The sequence below is a fragment of the Micromonospora sp. NPDC049282 genome, from assembly GCF_043197045.1.
Taxonomy (GTDB): domain Bacteria; phylum Actinomycetota; class Actinomycetes; order Mycobacteriales; family Micromonosporaceae; genus Micromonospora.
In genome coordinates, this window is the sequence record NZ_JBICSL010000019.1 from 1 (window position 1) to 22,961 (window position 22,961).

Consider the following 22,961-nt stretch of genomic DNA (forward strand, 5'->3'; position numbering starts at 1 on the left):
TCGCCGTTCCTGCTGTTCTTCCCCTCCGCGTTCCTCGTCGCCGCCGTGCTGAGCTTCGTCATGCTCGGCGAGGCGGTCCGCGAGGCCCTCGACCCCAAGCTGCGCTGACCGACCCGGCCCGTGCCGTACGGTGGGTCGATGACCGACATGGTGGAGACCATCCGGCGGGTGTGCCTGGCGCTGCCCGAGGTCAGCGAACGGCTCAGCCACGGCACCCCGACCTGGTTCGTCCGGGGGAAGAAGTCGTTCGCCACCGTCTGGCCCGACGGCCATCACCAGGACGAGTTCCCGCACCTGTGGTGCGCGGCGCCGGCCGGCTCCGCGGTCGAACTGGTCGCGGCCGACCCGCGCGCCTACTTCCGCCCGCCCTACGTCGGGCATCGCGGCTGGGTCGGCGTACGCCTCGACACCGGCATCGACGAGGCCGAGCTGGCCGAGGTGCTCCAGGACGCGTACCGCGCGGTGGCGCCGCCCACGCTGGTGGCCCGACTCCCGTAGGCCGGCCTTGCGCTCACCGCGCGACCGTCGACCCCCCGGCCGGCGGCCCGCCGCGCAGCGTCAGGATGGCCAGCAGCCCCGGGTGGTCGGTCGACCCGCGCATGTCCACCGCCCGGTGGCAGCAGATGACGAGGTCGCTCGTCGCCATGATCTGCTGCCGCGCGCCGTCGTCGATCCGCCGGTGGTCCGGAGGCACGCACGAGCGCACGTCCGGCGCGCCGCCGGCCCGCAGGTTGAAATCACCGCCCAGCACCGTCGGCGCGTACCCGTCGTCCCGGGCGATCGCGGGCACCACCGCGCCGAGCAGCTGCCCGCACTGGGCCAGCGCGACGGCGCCGTCGGTGTTCGCCAGGTGGGTGGTGCAGGCGTGCAGCACGGCGGCGGCGTGCAGACAGAGCCAGACCCGCTCCTCGGGGTCCGCCAGGTCCTGCGCCGGGTAGGTCCCGCGGCGCACCTCGGGCCGGGCGCTGCGGGCGTCGAGACGGGCCAGCAGCCCGATCCCGTACGGCTGGCCATTGTCGCAGCGCGTCGCGGAGCCGCTGGGGCGGTCACCGGCGGCCTGGAAGGCGGAGACGACCCGACCGCCGGGGTGGACGGCGGCGAGCACGCGCTCCAGCGTGTCCACGTCGTCGCGGCAGATCTCGTTCAGGGTGACCACGTCGGGCAGTTCGGCGGCGATCACCTCGGCGGCCCGTGGTACGGCCCGGCCGGTCCAACAGCCGGCCCGGCCGCTGTTGCAGAGGTTCATCTGGAGCACCCGCAGCGTTCCCGACCCGGTGCCGCCGGCCGTCGACGAACCGGCGGGCAGCCCGGCCACGACGAGCAGGAACACGACCGCCAACCCCCGGCGGACCGGCCGGGCGAAGCGGGTGATCGAATGCGCGGACAGCGGGGCTCCGGCGGGGTGGGGGCGTCGGCGGGGTGCCGTGATCCTATCGCCGGCCGGACCCGGTACGGGCGACGCGCTCGCACCCGGTGGCCGGGTGGCAGCGGCGGGTGGCCGGGGTACTCCGACGTCGCCCGGGTTTCCGAGGGTGCGCGTGTTGGGCATGATTGCCGGCACCCGGGGAGGGAGTGACGACAATGATCGTGAGTGGTTATCTGGGCGCGGTGCTCATCGGCGCCCTCATCGGCCTGCTCGGCCGACTGGTGTTGCCCGGCCGGCAGCGGATCGGCATCTTCGCGACGTTCCTCATCGGCGTCGGCGCGGCGGTGCTCGGCACCGTGGTCGCCCGCTGGGCCGGCATCGCCGACGACGCGCCGGTGCGACTGTGGGTGCTGCGGTGGGACTGGATCGTGCTCGCGCTCCAGGTCGGCTTCGCGGTCGTCGGCGTCGCGCTGGCGAACATGCTCACCTTCACCCGGCTGGCCGGCGGCGACGACGAGGCCCGCCGGCGGACCACCCGGGGCAAGGCGCGGAGCTGATGACCGCACCGGCCCGCATCCTCGTCTACGGGGTGTACGGCGCCGGAAAGTCCACCCTGGCGGCGAGGCTGGCCGAACGGCTCGCGCTGCCGTGGATCCCGGTGGACGACCTGCTGTGGCGGCCCGGCTGGGTGGAGGTGCCGGTGGCCGAGCAACGCAGCCGGATCGAGGCGGTCTGCCGGCGCGACCGGTGGATCCTCGACGGCGCCTACCACGGCTGGCGGGACGTCGTGCTGGCCCGCGCCGAACTGGTCGTCGGCCTGGACTATCCGCGCGGGCTCTCCTTCCGGCGGCTGCTGCGGCGCACCGCCGGCCGGCTGGTCAGCGGTGAGGAGATCTGCAACGGCAACCGGGAGTCGCTGCGTAGCGTGCTGTCCCGTGACTCGATCCTGGTGTGGCACGCCTCCGCGTTCGGCCGGGCCCGCCGGCGGATGCGCGCCTGGCAGGCCGACCCGGCCGGGCCGCCGGTGCTGCTGTTCCGCACGCCGGCGGAGCTGGACCGCTGGCTGGCCGACCTGCCGTCGTCGCTGCGCCGATAGCCCCGGACGTCTCACTGCTGCCAGTAGTCGCGTTCGGGCAGCAGCACCCAGGTGTCGGGCGGGCCGGTGACCGGGCGGGCGTCGGCCGGCCGCAGCCCGACGAAGGCGCAGGCGTAGGCGGCCGGGTTGCCCCGGTGGAGGTGGCTGAGCAGGATCTCGTCGCTCGGGGCGTCCTCCGCGGGGTCGCCACCGGGGTGCAGGTCCCAGCCGGTGATCCGCCCGTCGGTGAAGACGCTGCCCTGGTTGCCGCTCTTCGGGTTCGCGTACACCCCGTAGGCGACGGTCCCGGCGGACAGCGCCCGGCCGACGACCGGCGTCTGCGGCCGGTAGCCCCACGGTTGGGTGAGCACGCACCCGCCCGGCACCTCGGTGACGCCGACGAGCAGCGGGTCGTGGATGTCCTCGAGCCAGCGCCAGGCGTCCTCGTCGTCCTCGTCGCACTCGTCGTCCACCCCGACGTCGTAGTACGCCAGCAGTTCCTCCTCCGGCACCGAGGCGCCGCCCAGGCGTCGGACCGCATCGGCGGCGTCCGGTCCGGCGACGCAGAGCAGCCCGGTGCCGACGAGGTCGAACCCGTCCAACGCGGCCCGCAGCGGTCCCGCCGCCGCCGTGGTCGCGGCCTCGTCCGGGGTCAGCCGCACCCCCGCCGGCCCGCCGGGGAACAGCTCGGACCCGGGACCGGCCAGGCTGAGCCGACCCGGGGACCAGCCGGACATCATCGGCATCCACGGATCGGCGCCGGCGGTGGACAGGACCCGCGCGTTGTCGGTGCGCCCCGCGTGGACCGCCACCCACAGCGCGGACCGCCCGTCGGCGAGCGTGTCGAGGTCGCGGGTCGCCTCGCACAGCGCCGCCAACACCTCCGGCGCGGCGAACCGGGCCGCCTCGTGCAGCATCGTCCGGCCGCCCGGACCGCCCGGCGCGGCCGGGTCCGCCCCGGCGGCGAGCCGCGCCCGGACCTGCCCGACGTCGCCTCCGTCCCACACCCGAATGCCGTTCCAGTCCCCCATGACATGTCCCTCTCGTGGTTGCGCGCGGTCCGCCGCGAGGCCGGGTGGCGGGCCCGCCGCCGTCGGTCGCGTGGCGTCGGGTCCTCGGTGGACCCGTTCTCCGACGCGCCGGCCCGGCCGGTCGTTCCGTCCGGCCGGGCGGCCCACGTGGTGTTGCCGACCGGGTGGGCAACCGTGGGCGGGCGCGGCGTCCGGCCCGGTGGCGCCGGCCTGCGCGGCGGCGCTGATCGGGCGCCACCGCCGCCGGCGGGACCTAGATCGGGAAGCGGCCGACGTGCCAGCGCCAGTGGCGGCCGGCCGTCAGGTGGTCGACGACCGCGCGCTGGAGCACGGTGCTACGGGGCAGCCGGTCCAGCGGCGTGGTCAGGCTGCGGAACACGAACCGCAGCACCTCGACGTCGGCGTCGATGCCTTCCGGCTCCTGGTAGGGCTCCAGCGTGAACCGCCGCTGGAACCGGACGATGTTGGATTCCTCGGGCAGGTATTCCCGCAGTTGTGGATCGAGCAGCCAGGAGCCGCAGGAGAAGTCGGTGTGGCGCTCGTCGGGAAAGTGGCGCGGGAAGAACGCCCGGGCCGCGTCGAGCGAGGCGTCGACCGCCCCCGGGGTCATCGGGCCCGCCTCGGGGATGTGCAGGCCGATGGTCTCGCCGCGCTGGTACTGCAACCGGCCCAGCTCGTAGAGGCCGCCACGCGCGTGCAGCGTCAGCCAGCTCTGCATGACCGGCCAGCCCTCGCCACCCATCCGCCGGTCGACCACGAGGTTGCGGCCCAGGTCGGCGAGCGTCGTCCAGGACACGTCGTCGTCGATGCCGTGGTCACGGTGGTATTCCCGGACGACGTCGACCAGGGCCAGGTACGCGTACGCGTATAGGTGCCGCCAGGCGGGACCGCGCTCGCGCGGCAGCGCCGGGCCGGGCGGCAGCCAGTCGTGGCCGCCGAGGTCGGCGCGGACCAGGGCGATCGAGCGGTCCAGCAGCCAGCGCAGCTCCGCGGTCCACTGCGGAGAGTCGGGATCGGGCCAGCCGGCCATGATCTCGTCGACGTCGTCCGGCGGCACCCCGAGCCGGTGCAGGAGCGCGGGCGCGTCGGCCCGGTCGGGCAGCGGCGCCGACGGCAGGTCACCGGCGAGCCGGTGCACGCGCTCGACCTCCTCGACGGGCACCCCGAGCCGGGCGGCGGTGTCGGCCAGGTCCACGGGGAGACCCTACCGACACCGGCGGCCGTCACGCAGCCCGCCGCCGCGCGTGGTCAGCCGGTGGACCGGCCCGTGGTCAGCCGGCCGCCGGGGCGGTGGACCGGAGCACCGCGTCGAGCCAGCGCAACTGCCGCCGGACGTGCACCGCCTCCCCGCCCTCATGGCCGTTGAACGGGTAGGTGTGCATCTCCCGCGCCGGCGTGGCCGACCGGTCGCCGGCGGCGGCCCCGTACTGGTTGTAGGCCGCGAAGCCGGTGCTCGGTGGACAGACGTCGTCCCGCAGGCCGATCCCGAAGTGCGCCGGCGCGGTGGCCCGGCGGGCGAAGGTGACCCCGTCGACGTAGGACAGGGTGCGCCGAACCGCCTCCTCCGCCTCGCGGTGCACCGCCAGGTAGCGGGCGATCTCGCCGTACGGGGAAGCCTCGGTGAGTTCGACGGCGCGCTGGACGTCGCACAGAAACGGGGCGGTGACCAGCAGCGCGGCGAGGCCGTCGACGAGGCCGGCCACCGCGAGCGCGAGCCCACCACCCTGGCTGTTGCCCACCGCGGCGACGCGGGTGGTGTCCACCCCGGGCAGCGCGCGGACGGCGTCGACCGCCCGGACCGCGTCGGTGATCAGGCGACGGTAGTGGTAGCTGTCCGGGGCCAGGATGCCGCGGGTGGCGGGGCTGGGGCCACCGGGAGCGTCGTGCGGGTCCGGGGTGTCCCCGCGGCCGAACAGCCCGGCCTGGCCCCGGTTGTCCACCAGCAGGTGGGCGTACCCGGCCACCGGCCAGGTCAGCCGCTCGCCCGGCAGGCCCCGGCCCCGGCCGTAGCCGGCGTACTCCACCACCGCCGGCAGGGGCGTGGACCGGCCCGCGGGGCGGGTGTACCAGGCTCGGACCGGCTCGCCGTCGTAGCCGGCGAACGTCACGTCCCACACGTCGACCAGTCGCAGGTCGGTGGGCTCCGGCCGGACGTCGACGAGGGCCGGGGTGCCGGCGGCGACAGCGAGAGTGGCACGCCAGAACTGGTCGAAGTCGGCCGGCTCGACGACGGTCGGCGTGTAACACCGGAGCCGGTCGAGAGCGAGATCGTTCGATGCCCTTGACACGGGTAGAACGATACCCATAAGTTCCCGAAAAGCTTACGGGGCATTACCGGAAGTTTTCGGTCGCGCGCTCCGGACAGGAGGGGTGCGGGTGTTGTCCGAAACCGTCCGGCCGCCCTCGGACGCGCGGCCCGGCGCGTCGCCGAGGACGACCCGCCCGCCCGGACGCCGGCGCGGACGCCCGCCCTGGCGGCGGGCCCTGCGCCGGGACTGGCAGCTCTACTCGCTGGCCGTCCTGCCGCTACTGTTCTTCCTGACGTTCCGCTACCTGCCGATGCTCGGCAACGTGATCGCGTTCCGGCGCTTCCAGCCGGGCGGCAGCGTCTTCGGCGAGTACTGGACCGGGCTCCGGTACTTCCGGCTGTTCTTCACCGATCCCACGTTCTGGAGCGTCTTCACCAACACGCTCGTGCTGGGCGCGCTCACGCTGCTGTTCTGCTTCCCGCTGCCGATCGTGCTCGCACTGCTGCTCAACGAGGTACGCAGCCGCGCCCTCAAGCGATTCGTCCAGTCGGTGTCCTACCTGCCGCACTTCCTGTCCATCGTGATCGTGGCCGCCATGGTCATGCAGCTGCTGTCGGTGGACGGCACGGTGAACCAGCTCCTCGGCGCCGCCGGCGCCGAACCGGTCCAGTTCATGCAGCAGGCGGGATGGTTCCGGACGATCTACGTCTCCTCCGAGGTCTGGCAGACCGTCGGCTGGGGCACCATCCTCTACCTCGCCGCGCTCACCACCGTCGACGGCGACCTCTACGAGGCGGCCCGGATCGACGGCGCCAACCGGTGGCGGCAGACCTGGCACGTGACGCTGCCCGGGATCCGGCCGACCATGATGACGCTGCTGATCCTCAACATCGGCACGTTCATGGCGGTCGGCTTCGAGAAGATCCTGCTGTTGTACAACCCGCTCACCTATCCCACCGCGGACGTGATCTCGACCTACCTCTACCGGGTGGGCATCGTCTCCGGGAACCTCAGCTACGCCGCCGCGATCGGCCTGTTCGAGGCCGTGATCGGGCTGACGCTGGTGCTGTCGGCGAACGCCGTCTCCCGGCGCACGGTGGGGACGAGCCTGTGGTGAGCACGGACGCCCGTGCACGGGGACGGGCGATCCGACCACGTGGTCCCCGGCCCAGCCGGGGCTACCGGGTCTTCCAGGCGGTCAACGGCGTCGTCCTGACCGTCGTCGTGGTGGTGACGTTGTACCCGTTCCTCACCATCGTGGCGCGCTCGCTCAGCGACAACGCGTACATCGTCGCGGGCGAGGTCAACCTCGTCCCACGCGGGTTCAACCTCACCGCCTACCGGGTGGTGACGTCGGACCCGACGTTCTGGGTCAGCTACCGCAACACGGTCGTCTACACGGTGGTCGCCACGCTCATCTCCGTCGTGCTGACCACCTGCTACGCGTACGTGCTGTCGAAGAGACACCTGCGAGGCCGGACCGCGCTGGTCGGGATCGCGGTGTTCACCATGTTCTTCACCGGCGGTCTGATCCCCAACTACGTGCTGGTCACCAGCCTCGGGCTGAAGAACACCGTGTGGGCGATCGCCCTGCCCAACGCCATCAACGTGTTCAACCTGCTGGTCATGAAGGCGTTCTTCGAGAGCCTGCCGGTCGAGCTGGAGGAGGCCGCCGCGGTCGACGGGCTGAACACGTACGGCACACTGCTGCGGATCGTCCTGCCGCTGTCCAAGGCGATGGTCGCCACCATGGTGCTCTTCTACGCCGTCTCGTTCTGGAACTCCTGGTTCGCCGCGTTCCTCTACATGGACCGCCAGGAACTGCTCCCGGTGACCGTATACCTCCGCAACCTCATCGCGGGCGCGACCGACGCCACCCAGACCGGCGGTGGCCTCGGCAGCGCCAGCGACGTCGTGCAGTCCGCCGCCACCATCCAGTCCGTGACCATCGTGCTGACGGTCCTGCCGATCCTCGCGGTCTATCCCTTCATCCAGCGCTACTTCGTCTCCGGCATCATGCTCGGCGCCGTGAAGGGATAGCCGGGCACGCGCCACCCCACCCACCACCGAAGGGAACCCCATGGTCCAGCTGTCCCGACGTCAGGTGCTGTTCGCCACCGGCGCAGCCGCCGTCGTCTCCCTGGCCGGCTGCGGCGACGACGCCCCCGACAAGAAGGATCTCGACCGCAACCGCACGGGCGCGATGGAGAAGTACGGCGTCGGGGACCAGTTCAAGGCCACCGAGCCGCTCACCTTCTCGATCCTCTACAACAACCACCCGAACTATCCGCTCAAGCCGGAGTGGCTGTTCTGGAGCGAGCTGGCCAAGCGCACGAACGTCAAGCTGGACCCGGTGGCCGTCCCGCTCAGCGACTACGAGCAGAAGCGCAGCGTGCTGGTCGGCTCCGGCGACGCCCCGCTCATCATCCCGAAGACCTACCACCCGCAGGAGAACCAGTACGTCTCCTCCGGCGCCATCCTGCCGGTCAGCGACTACCTCGACCTGATGCCGCACTTCAAGGAGAAGCTGGAGAAGTGGAACCTCCAGCCGGAGATGGACACGCTCCGGCAGGAGGACGGCAAGTTCTATCTCCTGCCCGGCCTGCACGAGAAGCCCTGGCAGGACTATACGTTCGCGGTCCGCACCGACGTGCTGGAGCAGCTGAAGATCCCGTCGCCGACCTCGTGGGACGAGGTCTACACGATGCTCAAGGCGATGAAGGCGGCCCACCCGAACCTCTACCCCCTCTCCGACCGGTTCGGCAAGCCCAACCCGGCCGGCAACCTGCTGAACATGCTCTCCCTCGCGTACGGCCTCCAGGGCGCCGGCTGGAACTACCAGCCGACGAGCTGGGACGACAGCGCCGGGAAGTTCGTCTTCACCGGCGGCTCGGACCGGTGGCGTCAGGTGGTGGAGTACCTCCACAAGCTGGTCGCCGAAGGGCTGCTCGACCCGGAGACGTTCACCCAGACCGACGACGAGGCCCGGCAGAAGCTCGCCAGCGGCAAGTCGTTCGTGATCAGCGCGAACGCGCAGTCCATCGTCAACGACTACCGCCCGGACAGCGCGAAGCTCAACCCGAGCGCCCGTTTCGGGAAGATCATGTTTCCGATCGGTCCGGCCGGCCCGGTCAACCCGGCGAGCCGGCTGGAGAACGGCGTGATGATCTCCAGCAAGGCGCGGGAGGGCAAGAACTTCGTCGCCATGATGCAGTTCATCGACTGGCTCTGGTATTCCGACGCCGGCCAGGAGTTCGCCAAGTGGGGCGTCGAGGGGACCACGTACACCAGGGACGCCTCGGGCAAGCGCACCCTCACCCCCGATGTCAACGTCCTCGGGCTCAACCCCAAGGGCACCAAGCACCTCCAGAAGGACTTCGGCTTCTACAACGGCGTCTTCGCCTACGGCGGCAAGCTCGACCTGGTGCAGTCGTTCTTCTCCCCCGAGGAGCTGGAGTTCCAGAAGGAGATGAACGCCCGCAAGCCGGCGCCGTGGGTCACCCCGCCGCCGGCGCCGCTGAGCGACGAGGAGCGCGAGCAGACCACGCTGTGGGCGACCGCCCTGAAGGACCACGTCACCGCGAACACGCTGAAGTTCGCCCTGGGCCAACGGCCGCTGAGCGAGTGGGACGCCTACGTGGCCGAGCTGAAGGCCAAGAACGCGGAGGCGTACGCCGAGCTGGCCAACAAGGCGTACGAGCGGTACCGCAAGAACCACGGCTGACCGGCGATGCGCGGCACCGTTCCCGAGCGGCCCGTCGGCCGGCTGACCGACGCCTGGCGCACCTGCGTCGGCACCGGCCGGTTCGACCTGGCCCTGCGGCGCGACTACCAGGACTCGCTCGCGCTGGTGCAGCGGGACATCGGTTTCCGCCACATCCGTGGGCACGGGCTGCTCAGCGACGGCGTCGGCGTGCACCGCCCCTACGAGTACCGGGGCGAACGCCGGGTGCGGCACGCCTTCACGTACGTCGACCAGGTCGTCGACGCCTACCTCGACCTGGGCATCCGGCCGTTCGTGGAGCTGGGTTTCATGCCCTCGACGCTCGCCTCGGGTGACCAGACGGTGTTCTGGTGGCGGGGCAACGTGACGCCGCCCCACTCCTTCACGGAGTGGGGCGAGCTGGTCCGGGGCACGGTGGCCCACCTCGTCGACCGGTACGGCCTCGACGAGGTGCGCGGCTGGCCGATCGAGGTGTGGAACGAACCCAACCTCACCGAGTTCTGGCGGGGCGCCGACCAGGCCGCCTACCACCGCCTGTACGAGGTGTCGGCGCACGCGGTGAAGGACGTCGACGCGGCGCTCCAGGTCGGCGGGCCGGCCATCTCCCCCGGCGCCGACGAGTGGCTGGAGCCGTTCGCCGACTTCGTCACCGACCGCGGGGTGCCGGTCGACTTCGTCAGCCGGCACGCCTACACCTCCGGCCCGGCCCGCCACGTGCCGTTCGGCACCCGGCAGACCCTGGCCCCGGCCACCGAGCTGCTGGAGCAGTTCGCCGCGCCCCGCCGGCGCCTGGCCGGCACCGCGCTGGCCGACCTCCCGGTGCACATCACCGAGTTCAACTCCTCCTACCGACCGGACAACCCGATCCACGACACGGCCTTCCACGCCGCCTACCTCGCGCCGGTGCTGGCCGGCGGCGGGGACCTGGTCGACTCGTTCTCGTACTGGACCTTCAGCGACGTGTTCGAGGAGCAGGGGGTGCCGACCGCGCTGCTGCACGGCGGCTTCGGCCTGCTCACCCACCGGCAGGTCAAGAAGCCCACCTACCACCTGTACGCGTTCATGGCCCGGCTCGGCGACGAGGTGCTGGCACGGGGAACGGACCACCTCGTCACCCGGCACCCCGACGGCCGGGTCGCGGTGCTGGCCTGGGCCCCGGTTGACGTCACCGGCCGGGAGCCGGCGCCCGAGCGGCACACCGTGGCGCTGTCGGTCCCGATCGGCCGGCCGGGCACGGTCTCGGCGTTCCTGCTCCGCTCGTCGGTGAGCGAGGACGCCGGCAACGCCTGGGCGGCCTGGCGGGAGTTGGGCAGCCCGCACTCGCCCCGGCCCCGGCAGCTCGACGCGTTGCGGGAGGCTGCCGAGCCGGCCCGTAGCCACCGGGCCCTGCCGGTCACCGCCGGGCGGGTCGACCTCGACCTGACGCTCACCCGGCACGAGGTGACCCTGGTCGAGCTGACCCCGGTGGTGGACGAGACCCCGCCGTGGTGGGACGACCGGCTGCTCGACCCGGCGCCGACCGGTCCCGCCGGGACGCGGTCGTGACCGGCCGGCGGGAGTTCGGCGACGGGCCGTTGTCGCGGGCCGCCGCGACGGTGCACACCCTGCTCGTGGTCGAGCTGCTGCTCCTGCTGAGCGTCCTGCCCGGCCTGGCCGCGCTCGTGCTGCTCGACCGCGACAGCAGCAACCTCCCGCTGGTCGCGGTCGCGCTGCTGCCGGTCGGTCCGGCGGTCTCGGCCGCGCTGCACACCCTGCGTCACCAACGCCCGGACCTGACCGACCTGCGTCCCGCCGCCGCGTTCCGCCGGGCCTACCGGGCCAACCTGGCGGACGTGCTACGCGTCTGGGCGCCGACGCTGCTGTGGTTGACCGTCATCGCGGTGAACCTGGCCAACCTGACCGCCGCGGGCGTCCCCGGCTGGTGGGCGGTCCCGCTGGTGCTGGTCGGAGCGGGGGTGGTCCTGGTCGGGGTCAACGCCCTGGTGATCGTCTCGCTGTTCACCTTCCGCACCCGCGACACGCTCCGGCTGGCCGTGTACTTCCTGGTGCGCAAACCCGGCGTCACGGTCGGCAACGCGGTGCTGCTGGCCGCCGCCGCCGGCGTCACCGCGGTCTTCTCCGAGGCGGTACTCGCCCTGCTGGCCGCGCTCCTGGTGCTGGCGCTCCTGCGGATCGGCGATCCGATGGTCGACAGCATCCGGACGGAGTTCACCACATGAGCGTTCCCCTCACCGGTCGGGCGTCCTCCGACGCCGGCGCGTCGACCTGGCACGCGGCCTGGCTGCCGCCGGCGGCGTTCCGGGCCCTCGGCGCCCGGGACGTGCTCGTGCACGGCGGCGGTCCGCTGGTCGGCACCGTCCTGGACGAGGTGACGCAGGCCTGCGCCCGGTACGGCGGGCGGGTCTGGCACTCCCCGCCCTGGGACGTCGACGCCGACCTGGTGCTCGCGTCACGCGCCGCCGGCCCGATCGCGAACGCGGCGGCGGAGGCGGCCCGCCTCGGCGCGACGCCGGCCGTGGACGGCACGGGCGACGGGTCGCTCGGCGACGAGGGGTTCCTGCTGGCCCGGGTGGACGGCGTGACGGTGGTGCTGGCCGACGCGCCGGCCGGCCTGCTGTACGGGCTGTTCCACGTGGTCCGGCTCGGCACGGCGGCGTTCGACGACGACCGTCCGGCGCGGCGGCACCAACCCGCCCTGGCCCGGCGGATACTCGACCACTGGGACAACGTGGCCGTGCATCCGGTGAGCGGCCAGGTCGAGCGGGGCTACGCCGGCGGCTCCGTCTTCTGGCAGGACGGCGTCGCGCGGCGTGAGCCGGACCGGATCCGGGACTACGCACGCCTGCTCGCCGCCTGCGGCGTCAACGCGGTCACGGTGAACAACGTCAACGTGCACGACACCGAGGCGCGGCTGCTGACCGACCGGCTCGACGACGTGGCCGAGATCGCCGACGTGCTCCGCGCGTACGGCATCCGGGTGCATCTCTCGGTGACCTTCGCCGCTCCGCTGGTGCTCGGCGGCCTGCCCACGGCGGACCCGCTGGACGAACGGGTGCGGGCCTGGTGGGCCGCCACCACCCGGCGGGTCTACCAGCGGATCCCCGACTTCGGTGGCTATCTGGTGAAGGCCGACTCGGAGGGCCGGCCGGGCCCGTTCGCGTACGGGCGTGACCACGCGGACGGCGCGAACCTGCTCGCCCGGGCGCTCGCCCCGTACGGGGGCGTGGTGCGCTGGCGGGCGTTCGTCTACGACCACCGGCAGGACTGGCGGGACCGGTCGACCGATCGGGCCCGGGCCGCCCACGACCACTTCGCGCCCCTCGACGGGCGGTTCGGGGACAACGTGGTCCTGCAGGTGAAGTTCGGGCCGCTGGACTTCCAGGCACGTGAGCCGGTGTCGCCGGTGCTCGCCGCCATGCCGGCCACCCGGCTGGCGGTGGAGTTGCAGGTGACGCAGGAGTACACCGGCCAGCAACGACACGTCTGTCATCTCGGCCCCTGGTGGAGCGAGGTGCTGCGGTTCGCGCCGTGGGGCGCGGCCGGCGACACGGTCGCGGACGTGATCGCCGGCGGCGGCCTGGTCGCCGTGGCCAACGTGGGCGACGACCCGTTCTGGACCGGGCACCCGCTGGCCCAGGCGAACCTGTACGCCTTCGGCCGCCTCGCCTGGGATCCGCGGCTGGACCCCGGCGCGATCCTCGACGAATGGATCGAGCTGACCTGGCTGCCGGTCACCACCGGCGATCCGGAGCTGGTGCGGCGGACGCTGCACGCGATCATGGACGACTCCTGGCGCACCTACGAGCGCTACACCGCGCCGCTCGGCGTCGGTTTCATGGTGCGGCCCGGGCACCACTACGGACCGGACGTGGACGGGTACGAGTACACCCCGTGGGGCACCTACCACTTCGCCGATCGCGACGGTGTCGGGGTGGACCGCACCCGGGCGACCGGGACGGGTTTCACCGGTCAGTATCCGGAGCCGTGGTCGGAGGTGTACGAGTCGCGTGAGCGGTGCCCCGACGAGCTGCTGCTCTTCTTCCACCACGTGCCCTACGGACACGTGCTGCGCGGTGGCCGCACGGTGATCCAGCACATCTACGACACGCACTTCGCCGGCGTCGAGGAGGTGGCCGCGATGCGGGAACGGTGGCGGCTGCTGGCCGGGGCGCTCGACCAGGCCGTCCACGACCGGGTGGCCGAGCGCCTCGACGAGCAGTTCCGCAGCGCCGTCGAGTGGCGGGACCAGGTGAACACCTACTTCTTCCGCAAGTCCGGGGTGCCGGACGCGCACGGCCGCCGGATCTACTGACCCGCGGACGCGGTCACCAGGGGTGCACGGTGCCGTCGGTCGGCCGGTTCACCGGCAGGCAGGCCGGCGCGTACGGGTAGCGGACCGCGGCCTCCTCGTCGATGTCCACCCCGAGGCCGGGCGTCTCGGCCGGATGCAGGTAGCCGCCGTCGAAGTGGTAGCCGTGCGGGAAGACCTCGTCGGTCAGCTCGGTGTGCCGCATGTATTCCTGCAGCGAAGTTGCGGCCGGGACAGGTCACGATCACCCGGGCGTCGACGATGCCTTGGGCCGGATCGCTGATCGGCGGGTCAGGCCGGCTCGGGCACGCCGCCTGGTTCCCCGTCGTCGGGCATCGGCTCGACCGGCGCCTCCGGCAGCTCGTCCGGGGCGTCCGGCAGGAGTTCGCCGGGATCGTCCGGCACGTCCTCACGTGGGTCGAGCGGCGGGTACACCTCGGGATCGAGATCGGGATTCGTCATCGACCCATTATCCGACGATCTCCCCGGCGCCGCCCGACGAGCAGGTCCGCGGGCCGGCGCAGCGCCGGCGACGTTCGACCACATCGCCCTGTTGGACGTGCCCGGCCGCTGGGGTCGCCTGGACGCGTTCGCCCGGCGCCGGCCGAACAATCCGCCGACCATGACATATTGACAAACATTGTTTCCGATTAGACGCTGAGAGAGCGCTCTCTCCCACCTTCCACCACCACGAGGTGTCCCATGCGTCTCCGGAAACGGCTGCTCGCCACCGCGTCCACCCTGCTCGTCGCGCTGGGCAGCGGCCCACCCCTGGCCGCGCCCGCACACGCGGTCGGCCCGAACCTGCTCCCCGTCACCGTCACCAACACCACCGGACGCGCCGACGCCGTGCACCTCTACGTCATCGGCACCCAACTGTCCACCGGCCGGCTCGGCTACGTGACCGCGGCCGGCGCCTTCGTACCCTGGACCGGCGGGCAGATCCCGCCGTCGCCCGCGCCCGACGCCTCCATCCCCGGTCCCGGCAACGGCGGCAGCACCACCATCCAGTTCCCCCGGGGCTTCTCCGGCCGGGTCTACTTCGCCCTCGGCCAGAAGCTGTCGTTCCTGCTCACCCCGGACGGCCTCGTCCAGCCCGCCCCCTGGGCGGCGGGCGACGCCAACCGCGACATCCTCTTCGACTGGAGCGAGTTCACCTACAACGACGCGGGCCTCTGGCTCAACAGCTCGCAGGTGGACATGTTCGCGGTGCCGCACGCGGTGACCGTGACCGGCGCCAACGGCGTCACCAGACGGACCGGCGACGTGGTGGCGAACGGGCGCAACGCGGTCATCGACGGCATCCGGGCCCAGTCCGGCTGGGCCAACACCGTCCAGACCCGCTCCGACGGCACCGTGTTGCGCGTGCTGGCCCCCGGCAAGGCGGCCGGCGCCGGGCTGCTCAGCGCCACCTACCTCGACTCCTACATCGCCGCCGCCTGGAACGCCTACACCACGAGGACGCTCACCGTGGCGCCCTTCACCGACCAGCCGAACGTCCGGTACTTCGGCCGGACATCCGGCGACACGATGACCTTCACCAACGGCAACGGCCAGGCGGTCGCCTCGTTCCGCCGGCCCTCGTCGGCGAGCGTCTGGGGCTGCGACGGCGACCTGCCCGCGCCGAACGACCAGGTGGTCGGCCCGATCTCGCGTACGCTCTGCGCCGCGCTGAACCGCGGCACCCTCGGCACCGTCGACACCCAGCCCAGCACCGACGCCGCCGCGTTCTACCGCAACTCCCCCACCAACCAGTACGCCCGGCTGATCCACGCCAACATGGCCGACGGCAAGGCGTACGCGTTCGCCTTCGACGACGTCGGCGCGTTCGAGTCGCTGGTGCACGACGGCGACCCCCGCGCCGCCGGGCTGATCCTCAGCCCGTTCGGCGGCGGCGCCACCAGCACCTCGACCGCGATCGTCAGCAGCCTGAACAACAAGTGCGTCGACGTGCCCAACTCGAACTTCGTCGACCGCGCCCCGTTGCAGATGTGGACCTGCAACAACACCAACGCGCAGAAGTGGACGTTCGACGGTTCGGCGGTACGCAGCCAGAACGGCAAGTGCATGGACGTCGACGGCGGCGCGACGGCCAACGGCGCGATCGTCCAGCTCTACGCCTGCAACGGCACCGGGGCCCAGCAGTTCACCCTCACCGCGGCCGGGGACCTGGTCAACCCCCAGTCGAACAGGTGCGTGGACATCAAGGACCGCAACGCCGCCGACGGCGCCCGGCTCCAGCTGTGGGACTGCTCGGGCACCCCCAACCAGCGGTGGCGCAAGGGCTGAGAGCACGGGAGGCGACGGGGCCCGGCCGACCGCCGGGCCCCGTCCCCCGTCGTCAGTGCGCGACCACGACCGCCGGCGCCGGTTCCAGGCCGGCGAGCCGGGCCGGACGTACGACGACCAGCAGCACGGCCAGCGCCGCCACCATCCCGCCGGCCACCACCAGGGCCATCGCCACCGCCCCGGTGCCCAGCACGCCGACCAGCGGCGCGGCCACCGCGCCCACGCCGAACTGGACGGCGCCGAGCAGGGCGGACGCCGTGCCGGCCGCCTCGCCGTGCCGGGACAGCGCCAGCGCCGGGGCGTTCGGCATCGCCAGCCCCGCCGCCGCCAGCACCACCCACAGCGACACCAGCAGGGCGGGCAGCCCGCCCAGATTCGTCGCGGCGAACCCCACCAGGGCCAGCCCGGCCAGTGTCCCCACGCCCAGCGCGGCGACGAGGATCCGCTGCGGCGGGTGACGGCGCAGCAACCGCACGTTGTACTGCGTCGCGGCGATCAGCCCCACCGCGCCCGCCCCGAACGCGAGCCCGAACTGCTGCTCGTCCAGCCCGTAGCCCTGTTGCAGGACGAACGACGAGCCGGCCACGTACGCGAACAGCGCCGCCATGGCCAGGCCGGCCACCAGGACCAGGCCCACGAACACGCGGTCGCGCAGCAGCGACCCGTACAGGGAGATCGTCGCGACGACACCGCCACGTCGGCGGCGCTCGGGCGGAAGGGTCTCCGGCAGGCCGATCGAGGCGACCACGACGAGCAGCACCCCGAAGAGGGCCAGGGCGACGAACACTCCGCGCCAGTCCGTCCAGCGCAGCACTCCCCCGCCCAGGGTCGGGGCGAGGATCGGCGCCGCGCCCATCACCAGCAGCAGCCGGGAGAGCAGGGTGGCGAACGCGGCGCCGCTGAACAGGTCGCGGACCACGGCCATCGCGACCACCGCGGTGGCGGCGACGCCGAGGCCCTGCACCACCCGCAGCGCGCCGAGCACGGCGATGTCGGGCGCGACAACGCAGAGCGACGACGCCACGATGTGCAGCGCGAGCCCGGCGATCAGCGGGCGTCGCCGCCCGACGGCGTCCGACAGCGGCCCGATCAGCAGTTGGCCGACGGCGAGCCCGGCGAGCGTGCCGGTGAGGGTCAGCTGGACCGCCGCCGAGCTGGTCGCGAAGTCCGCGACGATCGCGGGCAGCGCGGGCAGGTACATGTCGATGGTCAGGGGACCCACCGCGATCAGCGACCCGAGGACCAGGACGAGCCGCAGTCGCTGCCCGCGGCTCATCAGGTCACCCGGCGTCGAGGGGGAATTCGGCGTAACAGTCACACCTGGGTTCAGGCCCCTGCCCACGGGACTGATTCCCGTCTCGCCGAGAGGTAAGCCGGCTCACACCCGATGTCACAGGCGTCGAGGTCAGGACACGCAGTCGCGCACCGCCGCGCTGAGCAGGTTGGCCCGCTCGTCGTCGACGCCGCCCATCTGGTTCACCACGTAGCCGAAGCCGAGCTGGTGGGTGTCGTCGGCGAAGGCCAGATGCCCGCCGGCGCCGTCGTGGCCGAAGCTGCGTTCGCCGGCCATCGGGCGCGGCGCCGAGTGCACCAGGAACCCGGTCCCCCAGCGGTGGCCGGCGTCCGGGTGCCCGTACACCTGTTGGCCGGCGGCGCGGACGGTGAGGGCGTCGTCGACGGACGCGGCGCTGAGCAGGCGCGGCCCGCCGGCCTCCGAGACGCAGGCGGCGTAGAGGCGGGCCAGGCTCGCCGCGGTGCTGACCGCGCCCGCGCCGGGGACCTGCGCGGCCTGGATGGCCGGGTCGTTGAAGCTGACCAGGCCGGTGTCGTCGGCGGGGAACGCGAACGCGCCGCCCATGGTGATGCCCCGTTCGGCGACCGGGTGGTCCGCCGGCCCGGGAACGCCGGTCGGGGCCAGCATCCAGGCGACCGCGTCGCGCTCGGCGGGCGGCAGGCCGATCCAGGTACGCAGGCCGAGCGGCTCGCCGATGGTGCGGGCGAACCAGGCGCCGGGCAGCTCCCCGGTGATCCGGCGGATCACCTCGCCGACCAGCCAGCCGTAGGTCATCGCGTGGTAGCTGTGCGCGGTGCCCGGTCGCCACAGCGGGGCCTGCGCCTCGATCGCCTCGATCACCGGGTCCCAGGCGAGCACCTGGGCCCGGGTGAACGGCGGGTCCAGCGCCGGCAGCCCGGACTGATGGGTGAGCAGCCAACGGACCGGGATCTCACCCTTGCCCTGCCGACCGAACCCGGGCCAGTAGCGGGTGACCGGCGCGTCCAGGTCGAGCCGGCCCTCCTGCACCAGCCGGTACGCGCAGATCGCCATGATCCCCTTGGTGACGGAGAAGACGACCGCGGGCGTGTCGGCGGTCCACGGCCGGCCGGACCGGGGATCGGCCAGCCCGCCGTACAGGTCGACGACCGGGCGGCCCGCGACGTGGACGGCGACCGCGGCCCCCACCTCTCCCCGGCTGGTGAAGTTGGCCCGGAACACGTCGGCGACCCGGCCGAAGCCGTCGTCGGCGTGCCCGTGGATCTGCGGGTCGGTCAACTCGTCATCCCTTCACGGAGCCCTGGAGCAGGGCCTTGATGAACTGCCGCTGGAAGATCACGAACACGATGAGAGTCGGGGTCATGATGAGCAGCGAACCGGCGCAGAGCAACACCAGGTCGGTCCCCCACTGTCCCTGGAAGGCGCCGAGCGCGCCGGCCATCGTCCGCTTGGTGGCGTCGTCCACCAGCACGATGGCGAGCAGGAACTGATTCCAGGTCCAGAGGAACAGCAGGATGGTCAGCGACGCGACGGCCGGTCGGGCCAGCGGCACGTGCACCCGCCAGAACAGCTGCCAGGTGTTGCTGCCGTCGACGCGCGCCGCCTCGGACAGCTCCCGCGGCACGTTGATGAAGTGCGCCCGCATCCAGAACACCGCGAACGGCATGTACAGGCCGATCAGCGGCAGGATGATCGCCCATCGGGTGTTGAGCAGGCCCAGGTCGCGGATCTGGTAGTAGAGCGGGGTGACCACGGCCTCGAAGGGCAGGGTCAGGCCGAGCAGCAGCAGTCCGAAGGCGAGGTGGCCGCCGGGCACCCGCAGGTGGCCGAGGCCGAAGCCGGCCATGGTCGCGATCAGCACGGCGAACGGCACCACCCCGGCCACGATCAGCATGCTGGACTTCAGCAGGGCGCCCATGTTCGCGGCGGTGAAGGCGTCGGCGAAGTTGCCCCACTGCGGATCCGACGGCCAGGCCAGGCCGGTGGGTACGGTGCCGCGCGGCTGCAGGGCCGCGGACAGCATGCTGAGGAACGGCAACAGGGTGACGACGACCAGCGCGATCAGGAAGATCCGTCCGGTCAGCCGCTCACCGCGACCGGTCAGGTTCATGGCTTCTCTCCCCGGGTCAGCCGTTGGATCGGCAGCACGCACACCAGGACCAGCAGCATCAGCACCACGCCCAGTGCGGAGGCGAGCCCGACCTGCCGCTGGGAGAAGGCGAGCCGGTAGATCTCCAGGCCCGGCACGGTCGTCTCGATGCCCGGACCGCCGCTGGTGGAGATGTAGACGATGTCGAAGCTGGCCAGCGCCGCGATGACGGTCACCGTGAGGCAGATGCCGATCTCCTGGCGCAGGCTGGGCAGGGTCACCGCGAAGAACTCCCGGATCGAGCCGGCGCCGTCCATCCGGGCCGCCTCGTAGAGCGACGGGTCGATCTTGCTCATGCCGGTGACCAGCAGGATGGTGCAGAGGCCGAGCATCACCCAGGCGCCGATCACGCCCACCGCCGGCAGCGCGGTGTCGAACTCACCGAGCCAGGGCCGGGTGATCGAGCCCAGTCCGACGGCCCGCAGCACCTGGTTGACCAGGCCGCTGCCGGACATCATCCAGCTCCAGGCGATGCCGGCCGCCACCAGGGGAATCACCTGGGGCAGGAAGAGCACGGTACGCACCATCGCGCCGGCCGGGCCGGTGGCGATCCGCCGGACCAGGCTGGCCACCACCAGGCCCAGCACCACCGGGACGAAGCTGAAGAAGATGATCAGGATGAACGCGTTCGCGATGATCTTCAGGAGGTCCCGGTCGGTGAAGACGGTGACGTAGTTGTCCAGCCCCACCCACCGCGCCGCACCGATGCCGTTCCAGCGGTAGAGCGAGTACTGCACGGTGAGCAGGAGCGGGCGCAGCACGAAGAACCCGTACATGAGCAGCGCGGGCAGGACCCACAGCCACCCCCTCCACCGGGCCGTGCGGCCCCACCGCTTCTGGTGGGGCCGCACGGCTGAACCGAGCGTGGACGTCATCGGGACAGTTCCTTCTGATACTCGGCCTGGACCGCCTTCACGTACCCCTCGGGCGTCTGCTGGCCGGCGATCAGCTTCTGCATCTCGGGCGTGATGGCCGAGGCGAAGATGCCGCCGGTCGCGTTCGCGGTGAAGTCGACCGCGCCGTTGTCGGCGCCGAGCTGCTGCGCGGCCTTCAGCGTCTCGGCCAGCACGGTGCCCTCCTTCACCGACGGCAGCGGCAGGTCGGCCGGGCCGCCCGGGGACGAGCCGCCGACGTTCACCGAAATCTCCCGGGCCTTGTCGTTGGTGTGCACCCAGTTGAGGAAGAACGCGGCGGCGTCGGGGTGCTTGGCCTTGGCGCCGACGCCGAAGGTGTTCGGCGCCGACATCGCCACCCGCTTGGCGTCGGCGGCCTCGCCCGGGAAGAGGAAGAAGCCCACCTTGCCGGGCAGCTGCTTGTCCAGGTTCGCCGACTCCCAGTCACCGTTGAACATGAACGTGCCGTTGCCCTTGCCGAACTCGCCCATCATCGCGGTGTAGTCGACGGCGTTCGCGTCCTTCGGGAAGTAGCCCGCCCGGGCCCACTTCTGGATGGTCTGGGTGGCCTTCAACGCGGCCGGGGTGTCGAAGGTGGCACCCGGCTTCTGGAAGATCCAGTCGGCGATGCGGGTCGGGTCGCCGTACTGGTTCTGCAACGCCTGGTGCGGGAAGTTGATGCCGGCGGTGTTCTTGTTGAACTGCATGATCGGCTGGAGGTTCGCGGCCTTCGCCTTGGCCAGCAGCTCCTCGAACTCGGCGATGGTGGCCGGCGGCTCGGTCATGCCGATCCTCGCGGCCTGGTCCTTGTGGTAGAACACGCCGGTCACGCTGTAGCCCAGCCCCATGCCGTACAGGGAGCCCTCGCCCCGGACGCCGCCCTCGGCGATCCGCAGCTGGACCAGCTGCGAGGCCGGGAACTTGTCCCACCCGTACGCCTTGTAGTAGGGGTCCATGTTCTTCAGCAGCCCGTCCTTGACCAGATCGACCATGGTGGGCAGCCGGATGATGTCCGGCGCGTTGTCCGAGGCGAGGACCCGGGGCGCGTTCTCCACGATGACGGTGAACTGGTCCTCGCGGACGTTGAACGTGACGTTGGGGTGCTGCTTGGTGAACTCGTCGGCGAGCGCCTTGGCCAGCGGGAAGCCGGTCTCGGCGTACATCTCCAGGGTGATCTTCTCCGACCCCAGCTCGGTGCTGACGTCGGCGGCGGCGTCGTTCGGCGTCGTCTGCTCCCCGCCGGGCGGGCTGCAGGCGGTGGCGGCCAGGCCGACGGCGAGCAGTGGCGCCAGCACTGCGAACCGGCGGCGGGTCATCCTCGGGAACTCCGGCACGTCGGGCCTCCTATGTCACGGCGGAACGGCTTCGCTAAACTGATTTAGCAGAGCATGCGTGGGTGAGCTGAGGCTGTCAAGAAGGAGTCGGCAACGGTCCGGACACGACGCGTTCACGAGCGGGCCTCCGGGGGACCGGCGACGGGTGCCGCGACCGGACGCATCATGATGGGCAGCGGCGGACGGATCGCCGGGATCGGAGGACTGATGGGCCACAACCGCGCCACCCTGGCGGACGTCGCCGAGCGCGCCGGACTGTCCAAGACCGCCGCGTCGATGGTGCTCAACGGCCGGGAGGGCACCCGGCTCTCCGCCGAGGCGCACCAACGGGTCTTCGCCGCGGCCGAGGAACTGGGTTACCGGCCCAACGTGGCCGCCCGCAGCCTGCGTACCCGCAAGACCGCCACCATCGCGTTCGTCTCCGACATCGTCGCCACCACCCGCTTCGCCGGCGGCCTGATCCGGGGCGCGCTGGACGCGGCCCGCGAGCGCGACCACGTCCTGCTCATCACCGAGACCCAGGGCGACGCGGCCTTCGAGCGGTACGCGATCGAGGCGATCCTCGACCGCCAGGTCGACGGCGTGATCTACGCGGCCATGGCGACCCGCCGGCTGACGGTCCCGCCGGCGATCCTCGGCGGCCGGGTGGTGCTGCTCAACGCCACCGGCGGGGAGCAACTGCCGTGCGTGCTGCCGGACGACGAACGGGCCGGCGCCACGGTCGCCGAGACCCTGCTCGCGGCCGGCCACCGGGACCGGATCGCCCTGATCGGCCGCAACCGGGACAAGGAGCGCGACCCGGAGATCTCGCTGGCCGCCGCCGCCCGGCTGCGCGGCATCCGGGGCGCGCTGGCCGCCGCCGGCGTCTCGCTGCTGACCGAGGGCTTCTGCCCCGAGTGGCAGCCGGAACACGGCTACGCCGCGACCCGCGCGCTCCTCCGCCGGCCGGTCCGGCCGAGCGCCGTCATCTGCATGAACGACCGGCTCGCCTTCGGCGCCTACCAGGCGCTCGGCGAGGCCGGCCTGAACATCCCGGACGACCTCTCGGTGATCTCCTTCGACGACGATCCGATCGCCACCTGGCTGCGCCCGAAGCTGTCCACCGCCGCGCTGCCGCACGAGCAGATGGGACGCCGCGCGGTGGAGTGGCTGTTGGACGGCGACGGTCACGAGCCGGCGTACGTGCCGATGCCGTTGCGCCGCCGCCGCTCCGTCGCCGCGCCTGCCGGCTGACGATCGGGCGGTAGCCGCTAAACCGATTCACTGATA

At 72.3% G+C, this 22,961-nt stretch carries 21 protein-coding genes and 1 pseudogene; 11 read left to right on the plus strand and 11 right to left on the minus strand.

Features of this window, described 5'->3' with window-relative positions; translation table 11 throughout:
* The first annotated feature begins 138 nt into the window (after nt 1-138).
* Nucleotides 139-498 (plus strand): MmcQ/YjbR family DNA-binding protein, encoded by a 360-nt coding sequence (locus ACGFI2_RS25310; RefSeq protein ID WP_393521369.1) that lies wholly within the window; start codon nt 139-141, stop codon nt 496-498.
* Between the two features lie 13 nt (nt 499-511).
* Here ACGFI2_RS25310 and ACGFI2_RS25315 read toward each other — a convergent pair whose 3' ends face one another.
* Nucleotides 512-1,330: an endonuclease/exonuclease/phosphatase family protein gene (locus tag ACGFI2_RS25315; protein ID WP_393521371.1), complete on the minus strand. Its 819-nt coding sequence runs from the start codon at nt 1,328-1,330 to the stop codon at nt 512-514.
* 251 nt (nt 1,331-1,581) lie between these two features.
* On the opposite strand from ACGFI2_RS25315, the gene ACGFI2_RS25320 reads away from it, so the two are divergent.
* Nucleotides 1,582-1,923, plus strand: coding sequence for a GlsB/YeaQ/YmgE family stress response membrane protein (locus ACGFI2_RS25320; protein ID WP_393521373.1), 342 nt, complete (start codon nt 1,582-1,584; stop codon nt 1,921-1,923).
* Complete coding sequence (locus ACGFI2_RS25325; protein WP_393521375.1) at nt 1,923-2,462, plus strand: adenylate kinase; 540 nt, start codon at nt 1,923-1,925, stop codon at nt 2,460-2,462. Before ACGFI2_RS25320 ends, ACGFI2_RS25325 begins: the two co-directional genes overlap by 1 nt.
* 11 nt (nt 2,463-2,473) lie before the next feature.
* On the opposite strand, the gene ACGFI2_RS25330 is transcribed toward ACGFI2_RS25325, so the two are convergent.
* The 3 genes from ACGFI2_RS25330 to ACGFI2_RS25340 form a co-directional block, all read right to left on the minus strand.
* Entirely contained in the window at nt 2,474-3,472 is a 999-nt protein-coding gene (locus ACGFI2_RS25330; protein WP_393521377.1) for a hypothetical protein, read from the minus strand.
* Nucleotides 3,473-3,725: 253 nt separating this feature from the next.
* Nucleotides 3,726-4,667, minus strand: coding sequence for an acyltransferase domain-containing protein (locus tag ACGFI2_RS25335; RefSeq protein ID WP_393521379.1), 942 nt, complete (start codon nt 4,665-4,667; stop codon nt 3,726-3,728).
* A gap of 76 nt (nt 4,668-4,743) precedes the next feature.
* Nucleotides 4,744-5,778: an acetylxylan esterase gene (locus tag ACGFI2_RS25340; protein WP_393521381.1), complete on the minus strand. Its 1,035-nt coding sequence runs from the start codon at nt 5,776-5,778 to the stop codon at nt 4,744-4,746.
* A 70-nt stretch (nt 5,779-5,848) separates the two neighbouring features.
* Between ACGFI2_RS25340 and ACGFI2_RS25345 the strand changes: the two genes are divergently transcribed.
* From ACGFI2_RS25345 to ACGFI2_RS25370, 6 genes are read left to right on the plus strand one after another with little or no spacing between them, the layout of a single operon-like run.
* Nucleotides 5,849-6,838 (plus strand): ABC transporter permease, encoded by a 990-nt coding sequence (locus ACGFI2_RS25345; protein ID WP_393521383.1) that lies wholly within the window; start codon nt 5,849-5,851, stop codon nt 6,836-6,838.
* The gene (locus ACGFI2_RS25350) at nt 6,835-7,761 is read left to right on the plus strand and encodes a carbohydrate ABC transporter permease (RefSeq protein WP_393521385.1); all 927 of its coding nucleotides are present in this window, start codon (nt 6,835-6,837) and stop codon (nt 7,759-7,761) included. Before ACGFI2_RS25345 ends, ACGFI2_RS25350 begins: the two co-directional genes overlap by 4 nt.
* 40 nt (nt 7,762-7,801) lie before the next feature.
* Entirely contained in the window at nt 7,802-9,445 is a 1,644-nt protein-coding gene (locus ACGFI2_RS25355; RefSeq protein WP_393521387.1) for an extracellular solute-binding protein, read from the plus strand.
* 6 nt (nt 9,446-9,451) lie between these two features.
* Nucleotides 9,452-10,990 carry a xylan 1,4-beta-xylosidase gene (locus tag ACGFI2_RS25360; RefSeq protein ID WP_393521389.1) on the plus strand — a complete coding sequence of 513 codons (1,539 nt, stop codon included), beginning with the start codon at nt 9,452-9,454 and terminating at the stop codon, nt 10,988-10,990.
* Nucleotides 10,987-11,664: a hypothetical protein gene (locus tag ACGFI2_RS25365; RefSeq protein WP_393521391.1), complete on the plus strand. Its 678-nt coding sequence runs from the start codon at nt 10,987-10,989 to the stop codon at nt 11,662-11,664. Before ACGFI2_RS25360 ends, ACGFI2_RS25365 begins: the two co-directional genes overlap by 4 nt.
* Entirely contained in the window at nt 11,661-13,757 is a 2,097-nt protein-coding gene (locus ACGFI2_RS25370) for an alpha-glucuronidase (protein WP_393521393.1), read from the plus strand. The genes ACGFI2_RS25365 and ACGFI2_RS25370 overlap by 4 nt, the downstream gene beginning before the upstream one ends.
* A 13-nt stretch (nt 13,758-13,770) precedes the next feature.
* Here ACGFI2_RS25370 and ACGFI2_RS25375 read toward each other — a convergent pair.
* A pseudogene (locus ACGFI2_RS25375) lies at nt 13,771-13,971 on the minus strand (bifunctional D-altronate/D-mannonate dehydratase); the annotation flags it as partial.
* Nucleotides 13,972-14,045: 74 nt separating this feature from the next.
* On the minus strand, nt 14,046-14,216 hold the full coding sequence (locus tag ACGFI2_RS25380; protein WP_393521395.1) for a hypothetical protein: 171 nt from the start codon (nt 14,214-14,216) through the stop codon (nt 14,046-14,048).
* Nucleotides 14,217-14,456: 240 nt separating this feature from the next.
* Here ACGFI2_RS25380 and ACGFI2_RS25385 point away from each other — a divergent pair, with 240 nt between their 5' ends.
* Nucleotides 14,457-16,043 carry a beta-1,3-glucanase family protein gene (locus tag ACGFI2_RS25385; protein WP_393521397.1) on the plus strand — a complete coding sequence of 529 codons (1,587 nt, stop codon included), beginning with the start codon at nt 14,457-14,459 and terminating at the stop codon, nt 16,041-16,043.
* Between the two features lie 52 nt (nt 16,044-16,095).
* Here the strand turns inward: ACGFI2_RS25385 and ACGFI2_RS25390 are convergent, their stop codons facing one another.
* The 5 genes from ACGFI2_RS25390 to ACGFI2_RS25410 all read right to left on the minus strand — a co-directional run bounded on the left by ACGFI2_RS25390 (nt 16,096) and on the right by ACGFI2_RS25410 (nt 21,692).
* Nucleotides 16,096-17,319 carry a multidrug effflux MFS transporter gene (locus ACGFI2_RS25390; RefSeq protein ID WP_393521399.1) on the minus strand — a complete coding sequence of 408 codons (1,224 nt, stop codon included), beginning with the start codon at nt 17,317-17,319 and terminating at the stop codon, nt 16,096-16,098.
* Nucleotides 17,320-17,448: 129 nt separating this feature from the next.
* Nucleotides 17,449-18,594: a serine hydrolase domain-containing protein gene (locus ACGFI2_RS25395; protein WP_393521401.1), complete on the minus strand. Its 1,146-nt coding sequence runs from the start codon at nt 18,592-18,594 to the stop codon at nt 17,449-17,451.
* A 4-nt stretch (nt 18,595-18,598) separates the two neighbouring features.
* On the minus strand, nt 18,599-19,426 hold the full coding sequence (locus ACGFI2_RS25400; RefSeq protein WP_393521403.1) for a carbohydrate ABC transporter permease: 828 nt from the start codon (nt 19,424-19,426) through the stop codon (nt 18,599-18,601).
* Nucleotides 19,423-20,340: a carbohydrate ABC transporter permease gene (locus ACGFI2_RS25405; RefSeq protein WP_393521405.1), complete on the minus strand. Its 918-nt coding sequence runs from the start codon at nt 20,338-20,340 to the stop codon at nt 19,423-19,425. Before ACGFI2_RS25405 ends, ACGFI2_RS25400 begins: the two co-directional genes overlap by 4 nt.
* On the minus strand, nt 20,337-21,692 hold the full coding sequence (locus tag ACGFI2_RS25410) for an ABC transporter substrate-binding protein (RefSeq protein ID WP_393521407.1): 1,356 nt from the start codon (nt 21,690-21,692) through the stop codon (nt 20,337-20,339). Before ACGFI2_RS25410 ends, ACGFI2_RS25405 begins: the two co-directional genes overlap by 4 nt.
* Nucleotides 21,693-21,899: 207 nt before the next feature.
* Between ACGFI2_RS25410 and ACGFI2_RS25415 the strand changes: the two genes are divergently transcribed.
* Nucleotides 21,900-22,925 carry a LacI family DNA-binding transcriptional regulator gene (locus ACGFI2_RS25415; protein WP_393521409.1) on the plus strand — a complete coding sequence of 342 codons (1,026 nt, stop codon included), beginning with the start codon at nt 21,900-21,902 and terminating at the stop codon, nt 22,923-22,925.
* Nucleotides 22,926-22,961 lie beyond the last annotated feature (36 nt).

Bases quoted from the DNA above. Each gene is read 5' to 3' on its own strand.
- ACGFI2_RS25355 (WP_393521387.1), top strand. From the start codon at position 7,802: ATGGTCCAGCTGTCCCGACGTCAGGTGCTGTTCGCCACCGGCGCAGCC.
- ACGFI2_RS25310 (WP_393521369.1), top strand. From the start codon at position 139: ATGACCGACATGGTGGAGACCATCCGGCGGGTGTGCCTGGCGCTGCCC.
- ACGFI2_RS25380 (WP_393521395.1), bottom strand. From the start codon at position 14,216: ATGACGAATCCCGATCTCGATCCCGAGGTGTACCCGCCGCTCGACCCA.
- ACGFI2_RS25360 (WP_393521389.1), top strand. From the start codon at position 9,452: ATGCGCGGCACCGTTCCCGAGCGGCCCGTCGGCCGGCTGACCGACGCC.
- ACGFI2_RS25370 (WP_393521393.1), top strand. From the start codon at position 11,661: ATGAGCGTTCCCCTCACCGGTCGGGCGTCCTCCGACGCCGGCGCGTCG.
- ACGFI2_RS25325 (WP_393521375.1), top strand. From the start codon at position 1,923: ATGACCGCACCGGCCCGCATCCTCGTCTACGGGGTGTACGGCGCCGGA.
- ACGFI2_RS25400 (WP_393521403.1), bottom strand. From the start codon at position 19,426: ATGAACCTGACCGGTCGCGGTGAGCGGCTGACCGGACGGATCTTCCTG.
- ACGFI2_RS25320 (WP_393521373.1), top strand. From the start codon at position 1,582: ATGATCGTGAGTGGTTATCTGGGCGCGGTGCTCATCGGCGCCCTCATC.
- ACGFI2_RS25415 (WP_393521409.1), top strand. From the start codon at position 21,900: ATGGGCCACAACCGCGCCACCCTGGCGGACGTCGCCGAGCGCGCCGGA.
- ACGFI2_RS25340 (WP_393521381.1), bottom strand. From the start codon at position 5,778: ATGGGTATCGTTCTACCCGTGTCAAGGGCATCGAACGATCTCGCTCTC.
- ACGFI2_RS25330 (WP_393521377.1), bottom strand. From the start codon at position 3,472: ATGGGGGACTGGAACGGCATTCGGGTGTGGGACGGAGGCGACGTCGGG.
- ACGFI2_RS25390 (WP_393521399.1), bottom strand. From the start codon at position 17,319: ATGAGCCGCGGGCAGCGACTGCGGCTCGTCCTGGTCCTCGGGTCGCTG.
- ACGFI2_RS25405 (WP_393521405.1), bottom strand. From the start codon at position 20,340: ATGACGTCCACGCTCGGTTCAGCCGTGCGGCCCCACCAGAAGCGGTGG.
- ACGFI2_RS25385 (WP_393521397.1), top strand. From the start codon at position 14,457: ATGCGTCTCCGGAAACGGCTGCTCGCCACCGCGTCCACCCTGCTCGTC.